The sequence below is a fragment of the Pedobacter sp. genome (genome assembly GCF_037719805.1).
In the GTDB taxonomy this organism is placed as follows: Bacteria; Bacteroidota; Bacteroidia; order Sphingobacteriales; family Sphingobacteriaceae; genus Pedobacter.
Window position 1 is genome coordinate 640,228 of sequence record NZ_JBBJLZ010000003.1, and the last position, 14,933, is coordinate 655,160.

Sequence of the window (14,933 nt, forward strand, 5' to 3'; positions counted from 1 at the left end):
GCCAATTATGATAACACTAAAGTAGCTAAATGTGCAATGGACGGCTCCAGTTCTTTCCAACCAGCTGCTTTCAGTCTGCTATTTACCGAGGGCTGCGATATAGAAAGTAATTCGGCGATCTCCTGCTGGTTTTTGCCTTCCAGATGCCAGAAGATGACTTCCGCCTGTGCCGTAGTCCAGTCAGCAAGGTACTTGTTAACGAAGTTAAGAATTATTTTAATAGTCTCGTTCCTGGTGTGATCAGGAGTGTGAATGGCTAAATATTCATCCTTCTTCATGGTATCAAAGTTTCTGCCAGACAAATGAAAAGCCTCTCCATCTGAGTTCAAAACGTTTTTCCCATGATAGGAAACTTCGCCGATTCCAAGAGAGACCCTGGTACTTAAAGTAATGTCCTCCTTTTCATTCGATTGTTTTTTAAACCAGGCCACCAGCTGAATGCTCTTAGTTACGGCTAAGGGTATGTCTTCGAATAATACCTGGTAGCTGTCTCCCCGAAAGATCTCCGCGTTCGCTTTTTTATTGATCCAGGTTTTTAGCATCACCTCAGTCTCCTCAATAAGCAGCTTTCTTGCTTTTGCAGGTAGCTTTGTGAAATTAATGATGTCACCGGTAATTACAGCTTGTTTCTTCATGGAACTGCGTTTAACTTAACAATTATAGATCATTTAGGCTATAAATACAAATTATAGATTAAAAAACCTATAAAAGCCAAGAATAGAGCATAACGTCTATATAAAGGAGCAGAAACCTTCAACTTATTTTGTGATGCAAGTCACTTTACGGAATGATGCCAATCACTTCCAGCCTTTTGAGATTCGGTAGGTTTGACTACTTCCAAAATCAGTATTTTCTGATTCAACTGGTACGTCATTTCATGTATAGATTCTTAAGTCTTTTTACCGCCATTAGCTTCTGTTCCTTAGCTTGCTTTTGCCAGGAACCTCCCAAGGCAGACTCTACAAAAGCAAAGATTACCATGAAGGGCCTTTTCCAGTCAAGGTATTCATTCAGCGAACATCAAAACATTGACCTTAACGGTCTGCATCACAGCGATGGTGTCGCAACTTACAATGATTTCGATATTAAACGTGCCAGACTTCAGTTCGCATCTAAAATTTCCGATCGTACAGACGTGATCTTATTACTCAATTTGGCCGACTTTAAATCCGATCCAAAAAACAAGGTGCTGGAGAACGCTTACATTACCTACCGACTAAATCCTTACCTAAATGCTAAAATGGGACAGTTCAGACCAGCATTTGGTCTGGAAGATATGTATCCGGTAGATGTGATCAAATCTATGGACTACTCGAACCAGTACACAGCCTTTGGAAGCAATGGCTGGCAGAGTTTCCAGATCGGGGCAAGCATCTATGGAGCAACAAACGGAGTGTTACCAGTTAAGTACGAAGTTTCCGTAGTGAATGGCAATAACCGCAACCAGGTAATGGACAACGATAACGGGAAGCATTTCTCCTCTCGAATAGAATTTGGTATTCTTAAGCAGCTCAATATGAAACTAGGTCTTAACGGTGGATATGCAAGAGTATTCAAAGCTGAGGCCTATGCATCAGGAATTGATCTGTCTGCAAGGTTTAAGCTTACCAATAAATGGTCACTTGAACTGGAAACAGAGGCCAAACAGGGCAACAACCATACCTTATATAACGGGCTCGATTCAGCCAAACGTGACGGTAGTATCAGTAATTACAAAATGCGGGGCTTCTATATCTTGCCCAATCTCCGCTATGCGATCAATTACCATCGGTTAAGTTCACTGGAGTTTTCTTGCCGGTATGAATATTTCGATAAAGACTTTAAGCATGCAGGAACTGAAAGGCAAACCTGGACACCAATGGTGAGTGCAGAGTTCTTAAAAGCATACAATGCAAGGATTCAATTGGGTGTGAACATTGACCGTTACAAACGCAACATTGCTAATACCACCCAATACAACAATTCTATTTTCATCCTGCAAGTACAATCCCGGTTATAGCTTACCAAGCCAACAATTATCATTATGAAGCCCACCACCTCCGCTCCAGCTAACGCTCCGGCTAACGCACCTGCCGCTGGCGTTAAAAAAGAAATCCAGTTCATCCCCTTGCTGATCACGGTCGCCTTCGGGATGATCATCTGGTTTATTCCCCCACCAGAGGGCGTAAAGCCAGAAGCATGGCACTTATTAGCCATCTTTCTGGCAACAATACTTGGCATTATTCTAAAGGCCGCCAGTATGGGTACCTTGTGTATGTTGGCCATTGCACTCGTGGCATTAACCGGCGTGCTCGCTCCTGGAAACCCGGCAAAGTCAATAACACTGGCTTTGAGAAGTTTCGGAGATAAGGTGATCTGGCTTATTGGGATCAGCTTCTTCATTGCACGCGGGTTTATAAAAACAGGGTTGGGTAGTAGGATAGCTTATATTTTTATTAAACTTTTTGGCAAGAGCCCATTAGGACTTGCTTATAGCCTGGGTGCTGCGGATCTAATACTGGCGCCGGCAATACCAAGTAACACGGCCAGGGGAGGGGGCATTATTTATCCCATTATGAAATCCATGTCCATGAGCCTGGGCTCGATGCCGGACAAGCCGGAGACCCACCGCAAGGTTGGTGCTTACCTTACCTTGAATAGCTATTACATGAACTTGATTGCCTCTGCAATGTTCCTGACCGGAACTGCGAGTAATCCAATGTGTCAGAAGTTTGCAGCAGATCTAGGCATTCATATCAGTTGGATGTCCTGGTTCTGGGCGGCCATTGTACCTGGCCTTGCATCCGTTCTTATCATTCCATATCTGTTATTTAAAGTTTTCCCTCCCGAACTAAAGAAAACGACAGAGGCCCCTGCAATGGCTGCTGCAAAACTTAAAGAAATGGGAGCCATTACCCGCAATGAATGGCTGATGGTACTTGCCTTCGTGATTCTTCTAGTGCTATGGATGACAGGCGATATCTTCAAAATCGACGCTACAACCACAGCTTTCATCGGACTAAGCATATTACTTCTTACACAAGTTTTAACATGGGAAGATGTGAAATCTGAAAAAGCCGCCTGGGATACCATCGTGTGGTTTGCTACACTGGTGATGATGGCCGGATCACTGAATGACCTTGGCTTTATCCCCTGGTTTGGAAAACTTGTTCAGACTCAGCTTTTAGGTTTAGCATGGACCATCGCCTTCCCAATTATTATACTGGTCTATTTCTTTAGTCATTACCTGTTCGCCAGCGCAACAGCGCACGTTGCAGCAATGTATGCCGCATTGCTTGCTGTCGGTATTGCAATGGGTGTGCCTCCTTTATTATTGGCTTTAATGCTCGGCTTCACAGGGTCACTTTATGGCACCCTGACCCATTATGCACATGGCACTGCTCCCGTCTTCTTCGGTAGCGGCTATGTAGATGTCAAACATTGGTGGACAACAGGCTTAATCATCGGAGTCGCGCTACTTGCGATATGGATGGGCCTTGGAGGTCTCTGGTGGAAAGTAACAGGTATTTATTAATCTTATTGAACGCACATGAAGCTATCTTTTTTAAAAAGTACCTTATCCCGCAAGAACTTAATGGCCCTAACCGGACTGTTCCTCTGTTTCTTCTTAATTATTCACCTGCTTGGAAATTTGCAGTTGTTGCTCCCTGAAGAGAGCGCAGCCGATAGCTTTAATCACTATTCCGCCCTGCTATCAGGCAACATCTTCATAAAAATGATTTCCTACATTTTGTATGTGTCGCTTATTGCACACTCGGTAGACGCTTTAGTGATCAGCATCAAAAACCGCAAAGCGGCTGGAAAATATGCTTTTGACGACCGCAAAAAGGTCAGTAAATGGTATTCACGGAACATGGGAATATTGGGTACCATCCTGTTAATTTTTCTGGTGATCCATTTCAAGGACTTTTGGTACGTGTATAAGTTCGGCGCTTTACCTGTCGATAATAATGGCAACAAAAACCTTTATGTGATCGTCATTAATGCTTTTGCATCCTGGTGGTATGTCCTATTATATGTAGTGTCAATGTTGGCACTTGGCTACCACCTGTTACATGGATTTAAGAGCGCAGTGCGAACGCTTGGTTTATACCATCCACGTTATGCAGGCTATGTGCAGACCTTTGGCGTCGTTTACAGCTATGCCATTACCATTGGTTTTTCCCTGATTCCTGTTTATGTCCACCTCACACATTTCGGATTATGATCTTAGACGCTAAAATTCCTGAAGGCCCCTTAGAAACTAAATGGAGCCAATATAAAGACCATGCAAAACTCGTCAACCCAGCCAACCGTAAAAAACTGCGCATTATTGTGGTCGGTACCGGTCTTGCCGGCGCATCTACTGCGGCCTCTATGGCCGAACTAGGCTATCAGGTACAGTCGTTCTGCTTCCAGGATTCTGCACGCAGGGCACACTCAGTGGCAGCTCAGGGTGGGGTAAATGCCGCTAAAAATTACCAGAACGACGGAGACTCCGTTTACCGCATGTTTTATGATACGCTTAAAGGCGGCGACTTCAGAGCGAGGGAAGCAAACGTATACCGATTAGCAGAATGCTCCTTAAGCTTAATTGATCAAGCGGTTGCCCAGGGCGTACCTTTCGCAAGAGAATACGGTGGGTACTTGAGCAACCGCTCCTTTGGCGGGGTACAGGTAAGTCGTACTTTCTATGCCCGCGGACAATCTGGCCAACAGCTCTTACTAGGCGCTTACCAATCGCTCATGCGTCAGGTAGACCTTGGAAAAGTAACCCTTCATACGAGTCATGAGATGCTTGACCTGGTTGTGATTGATGGTAAAGCAAAGGGTATCATTGTCCGCAATTTAGATACCGGAGAGATCGAGCGCTTTGCTGCTGATGCAGTAGTAATTGCTACGGGCGGCTTTGGCAAGATCTATTATCTATCTACCCTGGCAATGGGTTGCAATGGCTCTGCTATATGGCGTGCCCATCGGCGCGGTGCCTACATGGCCTGCCCGAGCTGGACGCAAATGCACCCAACTTGCCTACCCCAGGCCGGAGATTACCAGTCTAAGCTCACTTTGATGTCTGAGTCTTTAAGAAATGATGGTCGCATCTGGGTGCCAAAATTGGAAAATGAGTTAAGGGAACCTGGCGCAATTCCAGAAGAAGAAAGGGACTATTACCTGGAAAGAAGGTACCCTGCTTTTGGAAACCTTGCTCCCAGAGACATATCCTCCCGTGCTGCAAAAGAACGCATAGATGCCGGGTTTGGCGTAGGTCCACAAAAGAATGCAGTCTATCTTGACTTTTCAAAAGCACTGAAAGAACAAGGTCTTGATAAGGTTAAAGAGAAGTACGGCAATTTGTTCTCCATGTACAAAAAGATAACTGCGGATGATGCTTACCAGGTTCCTATGAAAATCTCGCCAGCAGCGCATTTTTCGATGGGGGGACTGTGGGTAGACTACGAACTGATGACTACTATCCCCGGGCTGTTCGCCGGTGGCGAAGCCAACTTCGCAGACCATGGTGCCAATAGGCTAGGAGCGAACTCTTTGTTACAGGCCTGTGTTGACGGCTATTTTATATTGCCTTATACACTTGCGAATTACCTTTCAGGCGAATTGAAAGCAGAAAAAGTCACCACTGATCATCCCCAATTTATAGCCGCGGAGCAAGAGGTGAGAGCCAGGTTGGAAATGCTAGTTAATATTAAAGGAACCAAAACGGCGGATTACTTTCACAAACAGTTGGGTAAACTACTTTACGACAAATGTGGCTTGTCCCGTTCGGCAAAAGGATTAGGAGAAGCAATTACAGGCATCAAGACATTAGCAGATTCCTTTTACAAAGAACTGATGGTGACCGGTGATGCTGCTGATATGAACGCAGAGCTCGAAAAAGCAGGCCGTGTAGCCGATTACCTGGAGATGGCAGCTCTCATGTGTTATGATGCATTAACCCGTGAAGAATCCTGCGGCGCACATTTTAGAGAAGAGTACCAAACGCAAGAAGGCGAAGCATTAAGGAACGATGAAGATTTCTGTTTTGTTTCCGCCTGGGAATGGCCGGGAGGTGGGGAGACACCTGTTTTGCATCCGGAGCCACTTAAGTTTGAATTTATTGAATTATCTGTTAGAAATTATAGCTAGACCTATGAAAGTACACTTAAAAATATGGCGTCAGAAGGACGAGAAAAGCAAGGGCTCACTCATTGATTACGATCTGGATAAAGTAGAGGCGCACATGTCTTTCCTCGAAATGATGGATACGCTCAATGAACAGCTAATCGTAAAAGGTGAAAATCCAGTGGAATTTGACCACGATTGCCGGGAGGGAATCTGTGGTTCTTGCGCCATGACGATCAACGGGCAGGTCAACGGACCTGTGTCCGGACTCACGGTATGTCAATTGCACATGCGAGAGTTTAATGACGGAGCCACCATCTACGTGGAGCCCTTCAGAGCCAAGGCTTTTCCATTGAAACGTGATCTTAAGATTGATCGCTCCGCACTTGACCGCATCATCCAGTCGGGCGGCTTCATTTCAGTAAATACTGGCCAGCCAGTCGAGGGTAACGCGCTGCTCATTACTCATGATGCAGCGGAATCAGCATTTGACTCGGCAGCATGCATTGGTTGTGGCGCCTGCGTGGCAACTTGTAAAAATTCCAGTGCAGCGTTGTTTACCTCAGCCAAAATATCCCACCTGGCCAAAGTTCCGCAAGGAAAGGCGGAAGCCGAAAAGCGTGTACTAAAGATGGTAGCGCAAATGGATACCGAAGGTTTCGGCCACTGCAGCAACACAGAAGCTTGTGAGGCAAAATGCCCACAGGGCATTTCAGTCCTGAACATTGCCCAAATGAACTGGGAATTTAACAAGGCATTAATTCTTAAACACTAAAATATCACGTTATGAAAAGGACAGAACACGATTCAATGGGCGATGTACAAGTGCCTGCAGAGCGATACTGGGGCGCGCAGACCGAGCGTTCGCGCAACAACTTTGAAATAGGTCCTAAGGCATCTATGCCAGCAGAGATCATCCAGGCCTTTGCCTTCTTAAAAAAAGCTGCAGCCTATGCGAATGTAGATTTTAAAGTCTTAACCACGGAGAAGAGGGATCTGATCGGCAAGGTCTGTGAAGAAATCCTCGAAGGTAAGTTGAATGATGAGTTTCCCCTGGTGATTTGGCAGACCGGCTCAGGAACGCAATCTAATATGAACCTGAATGAAGTGATCTCAAACCGTGCGCATGTGCTTAGCGGTAACAAACTTGGAGAAGGCAAGGCGGACATCCATCCAAATGATGATGTAAACAAGTCGCAATCTTCGAACGATACTTTCCCAACAGCAATGCATATTGCCGCATATCAAATGCTAATTAACGTAACTATACCAGGGATTGAAAAGTTACGAGACACGTTAAAGGGGAAGTCAGTGGAGTTTATGCAGGTCGTAAAAATTGGCCGTACGCACTGGATGGATGCTACTCCGCTAACGCTAGGCCAGGAGATTTCCGGTTATGTGTCTCAACTTGATCACGGGTTGAAAGCCTTAAGAAATACTTTAGACCATCTTGCCGAACTTGCGCTTGGCGGAACTGCGGTAGGTACAGGTATGAACGCCCCGAAGGGTTATGACGTAGTTGTAGCTAAATACATTGCTCAATTCACAGGTTTTCCATTCCGTACCGCAGAAAATAAATTTGAAGCACTTGCTGCTCATGATGCCATAGTTGAAAGTCATGGTGCGCTAAAGCAAATTGCCGTTTCCCTGATGAAGATTGCGAACGACATCCGTCTGATGGCCTCGGGCCCAAGGTCTGGAATCGGCGAACTTCATTTGCCTGAAAATGAACCTGGTTCTTCTATCATGCCAGGCAAAGTCAATCCGACTCAGAACGAAGCGCTAACAATGATTGCCGCGCAGGTAATGGGCAATGATGTCACTATTTCCATCGCAGGCTCAAACGGGCAGTTCGAACTTAACGTTTTTAAGCCGGTGATGGCTGCTAATTTTTTACAGTCGGCCCGTCTGATTGGAGATGGATGTGTTTCCTTTGAAAAGCATTGCGCTTGTGGCATTGAACCAAACTACAAAGGGATTAAAGAACACCTGGAGCACTCCCTAATGCTGGTTACCGCCCTCAATCCCCATATTGGTTATGATAACGCTGGAAAGATCGCTAAAAAGGCGCTGCATGAGAATCTTACTTTAAGAGAATCTGCTATTGGCCTCGGCCTTGTAACAAGCGAACAGTTTGACCAATGGGTAAAGCCAGAAGAGATGACGGGACAATAACTTTTTAATACCTTTAGCTCAAACCTATCATTCGCATCTATGGATTATTATAAATTACTGGGCTTGCCTAAAACGGCAAGCGCTGCAGCGATAAAATCTGCTTACCGTAAACTGGCCAGAAAGCACCATCCCGACCTAAATCCAGGCGATAAGGAATCCGAGAAAAGATTTAAGGAAATTAACGAAGCTAATGAAGTGCTCAGCGATCCTGAGAAGCGGAAAAAATACGACCAGCATGGAGACAATTGGAATCATGCTGAACAGTTTGAACAAGCGCGTCAGCAACAAAGTAAGTCCACAGGAAGTAACAGGCAACAATCTTATGGAGAAAACTTTTCTGATCTGTTTGGGTCCATGTTTGGTGGCTCAGGAGGTCAGGGAAGGCAGTCTAAGTTTAGAGGGCAGGATGTGAATGCAGAACTGAGTCTTAACCTCAGTGATGTTTATCAGAGTAAGCAACAGACCATCAATGTGAATGGCAAGAACCTTCGTCTTACTTTTCCAGCAGGTATTGAAGATGGACAAGAGATCAAGGTAAGGGGCCATGGTAGCCCGGGTGCCAATGGTGGCCCTGATGGAGACCTTTATATTCGTTTTTCCATAAATAACAATACAAGATTCAAACGAGATGGTAAAAATCTTTATGCGGATGTTGATCTTGACCTTTATACTGCGCTGTTGGGTGGGGAGATCCTGATTGATACCCTCAACGGAAAAGTCAAACTTAAAGTTCCATCTGGAACTCCGACAGGAACAAAGGTTAAGCTTAAGGGAAAAGGATTTCCGGTCTACAAAAAAGAGAATGAATTCGGTGATCTTGTATTCACCTATCAGATCAAGTTACCTACCAATCTTTCCGCCAAAGAAAAAGAACTGTTCACAGAGTTAAGTCACCTTAGAAATGGAAAATGAAAATCTAGTCCTGATTGCAAAGTTCTGTTTGCATTATGAAGTTGAACCATCATTTATCACCTCTCTTAACGACTTCGGACTCATCACCCTGTTGGAAGTAAGCAATGAACATTACCTCTCTGTGGACGAGATCAAGGAGGTTGAGAAGATGGTACGCTTGCATTTTGATCTGGGCATCAACCTGGAAGGCATAGATGCGATTGCAAGCCTCTTGAAACAAATTACCAATTTGCAACATGCCCTGGTCATTGCCCAAAACAGGTTACTGGCATTTGTACCTGAGTCTGGGAGTGATGACTAAATGAGCTATTCTAAATTGCAATTAGTTCTTCATTTTTACAAGCCGCTCCAAATCAAGTATAGTGATAACTATACCTTGCCGGTCAATAAGTTTTTCGTCCCGAAAGTCTGATAATGTCCTGCTTACTGTTTCTATAGCCATACATGCCATTGCCGCCAAATCCTCTCGGGAGACAGATAAGAGCTCGGTTTTTGTGCTTTGTTGATTATATAATCTTAGAATAGCTCCGGCCATTTTTTTTCTCACTGAATGGTACGCCAGTTGGAGCAATTGATCTTCTTTTTCTCGGTTATCCCGTGATAATAGCTGAATAAATTTCCTCGCAACATCAGGATATAAACTAAGCACCTTCTCCATCTCCTCAGTTGGAATCATACAAACCTTACTGTCTTCGATAGCCGTTGCAGTGTCTGTATGCGGGCTATTACTCAGAACAGAATTTATACCAATGTAGTCCCCAGTGCCATACATTCCCGTCATTAATTCACGGCCATCTTCCGATAGCTTGATAGTCTTTACTTTCCCTTCGATAACAAGATATAAGCCCTTGGCAAAGTCGGATTCGTAATAAAGCACCTGGTTCTTTCTAAACTCTCGATTCCTGTGACCTTCTATCAGCTTCGCAAACTCCGCAAGTCCATTTGTCTTAGAAACAAGTACCTTAAATTCATTGGCGTCATTTTGACGCTGAAATTCTATGTAGGCTCTTTTTCTGAGCCGGACGTCAATGGCGTTCAGGAGTTCCATATCGTCAAACGGCTTGGTCAAGTAGTCATCTGCCCCCATTTCCATGCCCTTGCGCAAATCGCTATGATCTGCTTTCGCTGTCAGAAAAATGAAGGGAATAGTTGATGTTTCTGCATACTTGTTCAGCATGTAAAGTACGCCATAGCCATCAAGTTCAGGCATCATAATATCACAGAGAATCACATCTGGCAGATGTTTTAAAGCCATTTCAACCCCAAGTTTTCCATTGTCGGCTTCATAAACTTCATATTTGGCCATCTGTAGGATTTCGACAACGTTTTCCCGGATAGCATCATTATCTTCAATAATCAATATTTTTTTGTTCATGATCTGGGAAATGTTAGTGTGAAAAGCGTACCCCGGTTTACTCTGCTTCTAAATTCTACCGTCCCTTTCATCAAGCCGATATAACGGGATAAAATACTCAGGCCGAGTCCATTGCCGGATATTTTTCCAGTATTATTAGCCCGAAAAAATGCCTCAAAGAGGTGCTTTTGATCGTCGATCGGTATTCCAATGCCATTGTCGCAAATCCTGACCATGCAACTTGTATGACTGATCTTAGTTGAGAATTGGATTTCACTTTCCAGACCCGAATATTTAATAGCATTATCGATGAGTATCACAATACAGTTTTTCAAGAGGTTTTGATCAAGTTGAACCTCTGTTTCCAAACCCCTGTGCCTGAATATTATTTTTTGCCTACCCTTTAAGGCGATTTGCATCTCCTCCGATACTTCTGCTGCCAATTTCGCCAGATCAAAGACCTCACCTTTCACCTCCACTTTCCCTCCATCGAGCTTCTCCAGGGAGAGAAAATCATTTAAGATTGCAGTAACATTTAGTACAGCATCTTTAATTTTACCTACATGCTTGCTGATATTTTGGTTGCTATAAGGCTCCGCATGGCGTTCAATTAGCGAGGCAGACAATTGTACTAAACTCAAAGGCGTTCTAAATTCATGAGAGGCAATAGATACAAACCTGCTTTTTAGCTTTCCAAGTTCCATCTCTTTGTCAAGGGATAAGTTCAAATCCTTTTGAGTTAATTCTAACACACCAACGATATCCCGTAAATTTATTAGCGAAAGATTAAGTTCGGCTTTCGTTTTCTCCAATGCAGATACAGTTTCGCGTAGCGAGAGTGTACGCTCTTGCACCTGCTCCTCCAGCAATGCTGCATAGTTTTGCAGCTTTGATTCCGCTTCTTTTTCTCTGCTTAAGTCATGTATAAATCCTGCATAAATTGTACGTCCTGAGTATCTGACCTCACTTACACCGAGTCGAAATGGGAATTCAGTACCATCTTTTTTCAGACCGATTAATTCTCTTCCCTTTCCAATAATACTTGCTTCTCTAGTGTTTTTGTAGCGTGATAGGTAACCGTCATGATTCGAACGGTCCGGTTGGGGCATGAGCATGGAAATGTTTTTTAACAAAACTTCCGATTCTGTATAGTCAAAAAGTTTACATGCTGATGGATTCATGGATTCGATTATTCCATTGTGATCAATGGTGATCAGGCCGTCTATCGCATTGTCGATAATCGCTTTTAGGAGGACGGCGTTTTCCATAAAATAATTAATTCGAATATAAGAAATTGTTACTTGTTATAACACCAAAATGAGCATTTTGTTTAATGTAGGTTCTTACCTGTGAATCAAGGTCGGTGATTAACATCATAATTCCTGTGGGTTCTTGTCATTTTTGAAGCGTAAGATTGCCTGTAAATTTGATTTTTCTTCATTCATCTTCAATGATTTATTATGGCTATCCAAACTATTAATCCTTTTAATAACGAGTTAATTGAAAGCTTTCCAGAAATCTCCCAGGAAGTGGTTCAAGATGAAATCACGATTGCAGATGAGACCTTTCAACAATGGCGTAAAACCAGCTATATCCACCGTGCAGCACTTTTGAAGAGGGTGGCTAAAATTATGCGTGAAGAAAGAGATAGATTAGCTACTTTAATTACCCTGGAAATGGGCAAGTTACTGGCTCAAAGTTACGCTGAGATTGCACTTAGCGCCGACATTATCGATTATTATGCGGTTAACGGCGAAGCTTTTTTAAAAGATGAAAAGCTCAACACAAAATTTGGTGAAGCTTATATAAAAAGTACGCCAATCGGAGTGCTGCTTGGCGTAGAACCATGGAATTTTCCATTTTATCAGGTCGCACGTTTTGCTGCTCCCAACATCATGGCAGGTAATGTGGTGCTTGTAAAGCATGCCTCGAATGTTCCGCAATGTGCATTGGCTATTCAAGGGGTGTTTCGGCGCGCAGGTGCGCCTGAAGGTTTGTACACGAACTTGTTTGTGAGCGGTGGCCGCATTGCAGCGATTGTAGCTGATCCAAGAATAAAAGGTGTTGCGCTTACGGGAAGCGAAACAGCTGGTGCCAGCATCGCCGCTGCTGCTGGTAAATATTTAAAAAAGTCGGTATTAGAACTTGGTGGCAGCGATGCCTTTATTGTCTTGGAAGATGCTGATATCGATAAAGCGGTAGAATGGGCTGTAATTGGTAGGATGAACAATACCGGTCAATGTTGTGTGGCTTCGAAGCGGATTATCGTCTTGGAAGAGGTTGCCGATGAGTTTCTGGAAAAGTTCAAGGCTAAACTGGTTGCGCTTAAAGTTGGCGATCCTATGGACAAAGATACAGAATTAGGACCGTTGAGTTCCGAAGGAGCAGTGCTAGAACTCGTCGAGCAAATTCAGCGTAGTGTCAGGGCAGGAGCTAAAATCCTTCTTGGAGGTAAATTGATTGCCCGAAAAGGTGCCTTCATCGAGGCGACCATATTAGGTGATCTAAAACCCGGTATGGCAGCCTATCATGAAGAATTGTTTGGGCCTGTCGCGTCGTTTTATAGAGTTAAGGATGAACAAGAAGCCATCAGGCTTGCCAATGATTCGTCCTTTGGATTGGGCGGAAGCATCTTCACCAATAATATAGATCGTGGCAAACGCTTAGCCGAACAGATTGACACTGGAATGGTGTTCATCAATCATCCCACCTGGACCCAACCTGATCTGCCTTTTGGTGGAACTAAAGGGTCTGGATATGGAAGAGAGTTGTCCAGTTATGGTATACAGGAGTTTGTCAACAAGAAATTAATTAGAATCAGCAAATTGACCGATCCTTTCTAATGATAGCCCCAAAGATGACCAAGAGTTTGACATTTCATGTTAGAGCAGAACTTTACTTTTTCGCATCGATCACTGGGATCACTACTACCGTTCTCTTGCAGTGGCGAATAACATCTTCTGCTACGCTACCCATTAAAAGATGCGGTAGTCCCTTTCTACCGTGAGTGCCCATAACAATGATGTCAGCACCCCATTTTTCTGCCGTCTCGATAATCACTTTGTAGGGTACACCTTTCTCTACGAAGCTTTTGACCGGAACGCCCTTAAACACTTTCTCTATCACATTAAGCTGACTTGAATTGAAGTTGTGCTCCATCATGTCATACAGTTCCTTTTGGGTCGCAGGATCGTCATTGGGATCACTATTATTTAGCGGTATGCTTACCAGCGCAATTTCTGAGTGGTATTGCTGTGCAAGTTGAAGACCGCTTAATGCGACTAATTCGGAACTCGGATTATTGTCAATTGCGATAAGTATTTTGTGAAATTCCATGGTCTGATTTTTATACTTAGTTAGTTTACCCGGCTATAAGCTTATTTTCCTGCAGGGACTTCTGCTAATTTAGCTTCTTTTTTCTTTTGGCGCTCCAGGGACTTGAAATACCCCCTAAAGAGAAAGTTATGTTTCAAAGCCTCCATATTTTGATTAAACCCATCCGTTCCTTTTTCCAGGTTCTCGATAGTAAGACTTATATTTTTAGCCGTTAAGGAGTCTTTCAATAAAGTGTTTATAGGGTTGCTTCCATGATTGAGGTCATTATTGATTGTCCTCACGATGGTATTCATTTCCTGCGTCATGGCATTTGCATTGACTCCTGCAGCTTTGATCTGTACAACAGCGTCGCTGAGCGTACCCGCCATTGCTGTATCCGTAAGTAAAAGTCCCGCGGTTCCCTTGCCGTTTCTAATGTCGCTAATAATTTGATTAAGTCCTAGAGTCATCTTGTTGGCACTGCTAGTCGTCTGGAAAACGTTTTGTAACGATGATTTCAAACTAATTCCTATCGTTTCGTCATTCAGCAATTTTAGGATTGCACTACTGTCTATTCTCAAAACTGTTCCCTTCAGCACCTCTGATATACTTGCGACGTTGTTATTGGTTTGAGATAGTTTTTCTATAATTTCATCCATGTTAGCCATATTCTTAGCTTGCAAAAGATCACCTTCAGTAACCTTGGCGCTTATGCCTTTAACTGGAGTGATATTAACGACCTTATTTCCCATAAGGCCTTCAGTGCCCACTGCGGCTACCGCATTCTTATTGATGAAAGATTTAACTTTGCTATTAATCTGCATGGTAACTTCAATAGTGCTGTCGTTTATCAGTTCAATTTCTTTGACTGTTCCGGCCTGAAGACCGGAAAAAAGCACATTATTACCTTCAGTTAGACCGTTCAAATTGGAAAACCTCACTTTAAGTTGAAATTCACTTCCAAAGAAGTTTTTATTCTTACCGATGAAGAAGAACGCAAGTATCATCAGAATTAACCCTGATAAAACAAATGCCCCTAGTTTGATATTATTTACTTTTTGATCTGCCATTTTCGTAATTA

General features: G+C 43.6%; 14 protein-coding genes. 9 read left to right on the top strand and 5 right to left on the bottom strand.

The annotated features are described in order from the left end of the window. Positions 1–5: 5 nt before the first annotated feature. A complete protein-coding gene (locus WKF66_RS12460) occupies positions 6–635 on the bottom strand; it encodes a hypothetical protein (protein WP_489674785.1) in 630 nt (209 codons plus the stop codon). Positions 636–787: 152 nt separating this feature from the next. Between WKF66_RS12460 and WKF66_RS12465 the strand changes: the two genes are divergently transcribed. Genes WKF66_RS12465 through WKF66_RS12500 form a run of 8 tightly spaced genes read left to right on the top strand, consistent with a single transcriptional unit; the run spans position 788 to position 9,484 of the window. Next, on the top strand, positions 788–1,999 hold the full coding sequence (locus WKF66_RS12465; RefSeq protein ID WP_489674786.1) for a porin: 1,212 nt from the start codon (positions 788–790) through the stop codon (positions 1,997–1,999). A gap of 24 nt (positions 2,000–2,023) precedes the next feature. Further along, entirely contained in the window at positions 2,024–3,514 is a 1,491-nt protein-coding gene (locus WKF66_RS12470; protein ID WP_489674787.1) for an anion permease, read from the top strand. 15 nt (positions 3,515–3,529) lie between these two features. Further along, positions 3,530–4,207 carry a succinate dehydrogenase cytochrome b subunit gene (locus WKF66_RS12475; RefSeq protein WP_489674788.1) on the top strand — a complete coding sequence of 226 codons (678 nt, stop codon included), beginning with the start codon at positions 3,530–3,532 and terminating at the stop codon, positions 4,205–4,207. Beyond that, positions 4,204–6,120: a fumarate reductase/succinate dehydrogenase flavoprotein subunit gene (locus tag WKF66_RS12480; protein WP_489674789.1), complete on the top strand. Its 1,917-nt coding sequence runs from the start codon at positions 4,204–4,206 to the stop codon at positions 6,118–6,120. Before WKF66_RS12475 ends, WKF66_RS12480 begins: the two co-directional genes overlap by 4 nt. Positions 6,121–6,124: 4 nt before the next feature. Then, positions 6,125–6,871, top strand: coding sequence for a succinate dehydrogenase/fumarate reductase iron-sulfur subunit (locus tag WKF66_RS12485; protein ID WP_489674790.1), 747 nt, complete (start codon positions 6,125–6,127; stop codon positions 6,869–6,871). Positions 6,872–6,882: 11 nt separating this feature from the next. Next, positions 6,883–8,271, top strand: a complete 1,389-nt coding sequence (fumC, locus tag WKF66_RS12490; protein WP_489674791.1) for a class II fumarate hydratase — start codon at positions 6,883–6,885, stop codon at positions 8,269–8,271. 39 nt (positions 8,272–8,310) lie between these two features. Beyond that, a complete protein-coding gene (locus tag WKF66_RS12495; protein ID WP_489674792.1) occupies positions 8,311–9,183 on the top strand; it encodes a DnaJ C-terminal domain-containing protein in 873 nt (290 codons plus the stop codon). Next, the gene (locus WKF66_RS12500) at positions 9,173–9,484 is read left to right on the top strand and encodes a chaperone modulator CbpM (protein WP_489674793.1); all 312 of its coding nucleotides are present in this window, start codon (positions 9,173–9,175) and stop codon (positions 9,482–9,484) included. Before WKF66_RS12495 ends, WKF66_RS12500 begins: the two co-directional genes overlap by 11 nt. Before the next feature lie 21 nt (positions 9,485–9,505). Here WKF66_RS12500 and WKF66_RS12505 read toward each other — a convergent pair whose 3' ends face one another. Together WKF66_RS12505 and WKF66_RS12510 are read right to left on the bottom strand one after the other, a co-directional pair. Beyond that, the gene (locus WKF66_RS12505) at positions 9,506–10,558 is read right to left on the bottom strand and encodes a response regulator (RefSeq protein ID WP_489674794.1); all 1,053 of its coding nucleotides are present in this window, start codon (positions 10,556–10,558) and stop codon (positions 9,506–9,508) included. Beyond that, on the bottom strand, positions 10,555–11,805 hold the full coding sequence (locus tag WKF66_RS12510; RefSeq protein WP_489674795.1) for a PAS domain-containing sensor histidine kinase: 1,251 nt from the start codon (positions 11,803–11,805) through the stop codon (positions 10,555–10,557). Before WKF66_RS12510 ends, WKF66_RS12505 begins: the two co-directional genes overlap by 4 nt. 192 nt (positions 11,806–11,997) lie before the next feature. Here WKF66_RS12510 and WKF66_RS12515 point away from each other — a divergent pair, with 192 nt between their 5' ends. Then, the gene (locus WKF66_RS12515) at positions 11,998–13,380 is read left to right on the top strand and encodes an NAD-dependent succinate-semialdehyde dehydrogenase (RefSeq protein ID WP_489674796.1); all 1,383 of its coding nucleotides are present in this window, start codon (positions 11,998–12,000) and stop codon (positions 13,378–13,380) included. Between the two features lie 52 nt (positions 13,381–13,432). Here the strand turns inward: WKF66_RS12515 and WKF66_RS12520 are convergent, their stop codons facing one another. Beyond that, on the bottom strand, positions 13,433–13,873 hold the full coding sequence (locus WKF66_RS12520) for a universal stress protein (RefSeq protein ID WP_489674797.1): 441 nt from the start codon (positions 13,871–13,873) through the stop codon (positions 13,433–13,435). Between the two features lie 41 nt (positions 13,874–13,914). After that, the gene (locus WKF66_RS12525) at positions 13,915–14,922 is read right to left on the bottom strand and encodes an MlaD family protein (RefSeq protein ID WP_489674798.1); all 1,008 of its coding nucleotides are present in this window, start codon (positions 14,920–14,922) and stop codon (positions 13,915–13,917) included. Between the last annotated feature and the right edge of the window lie 11 nt (positions 14,923–14,933).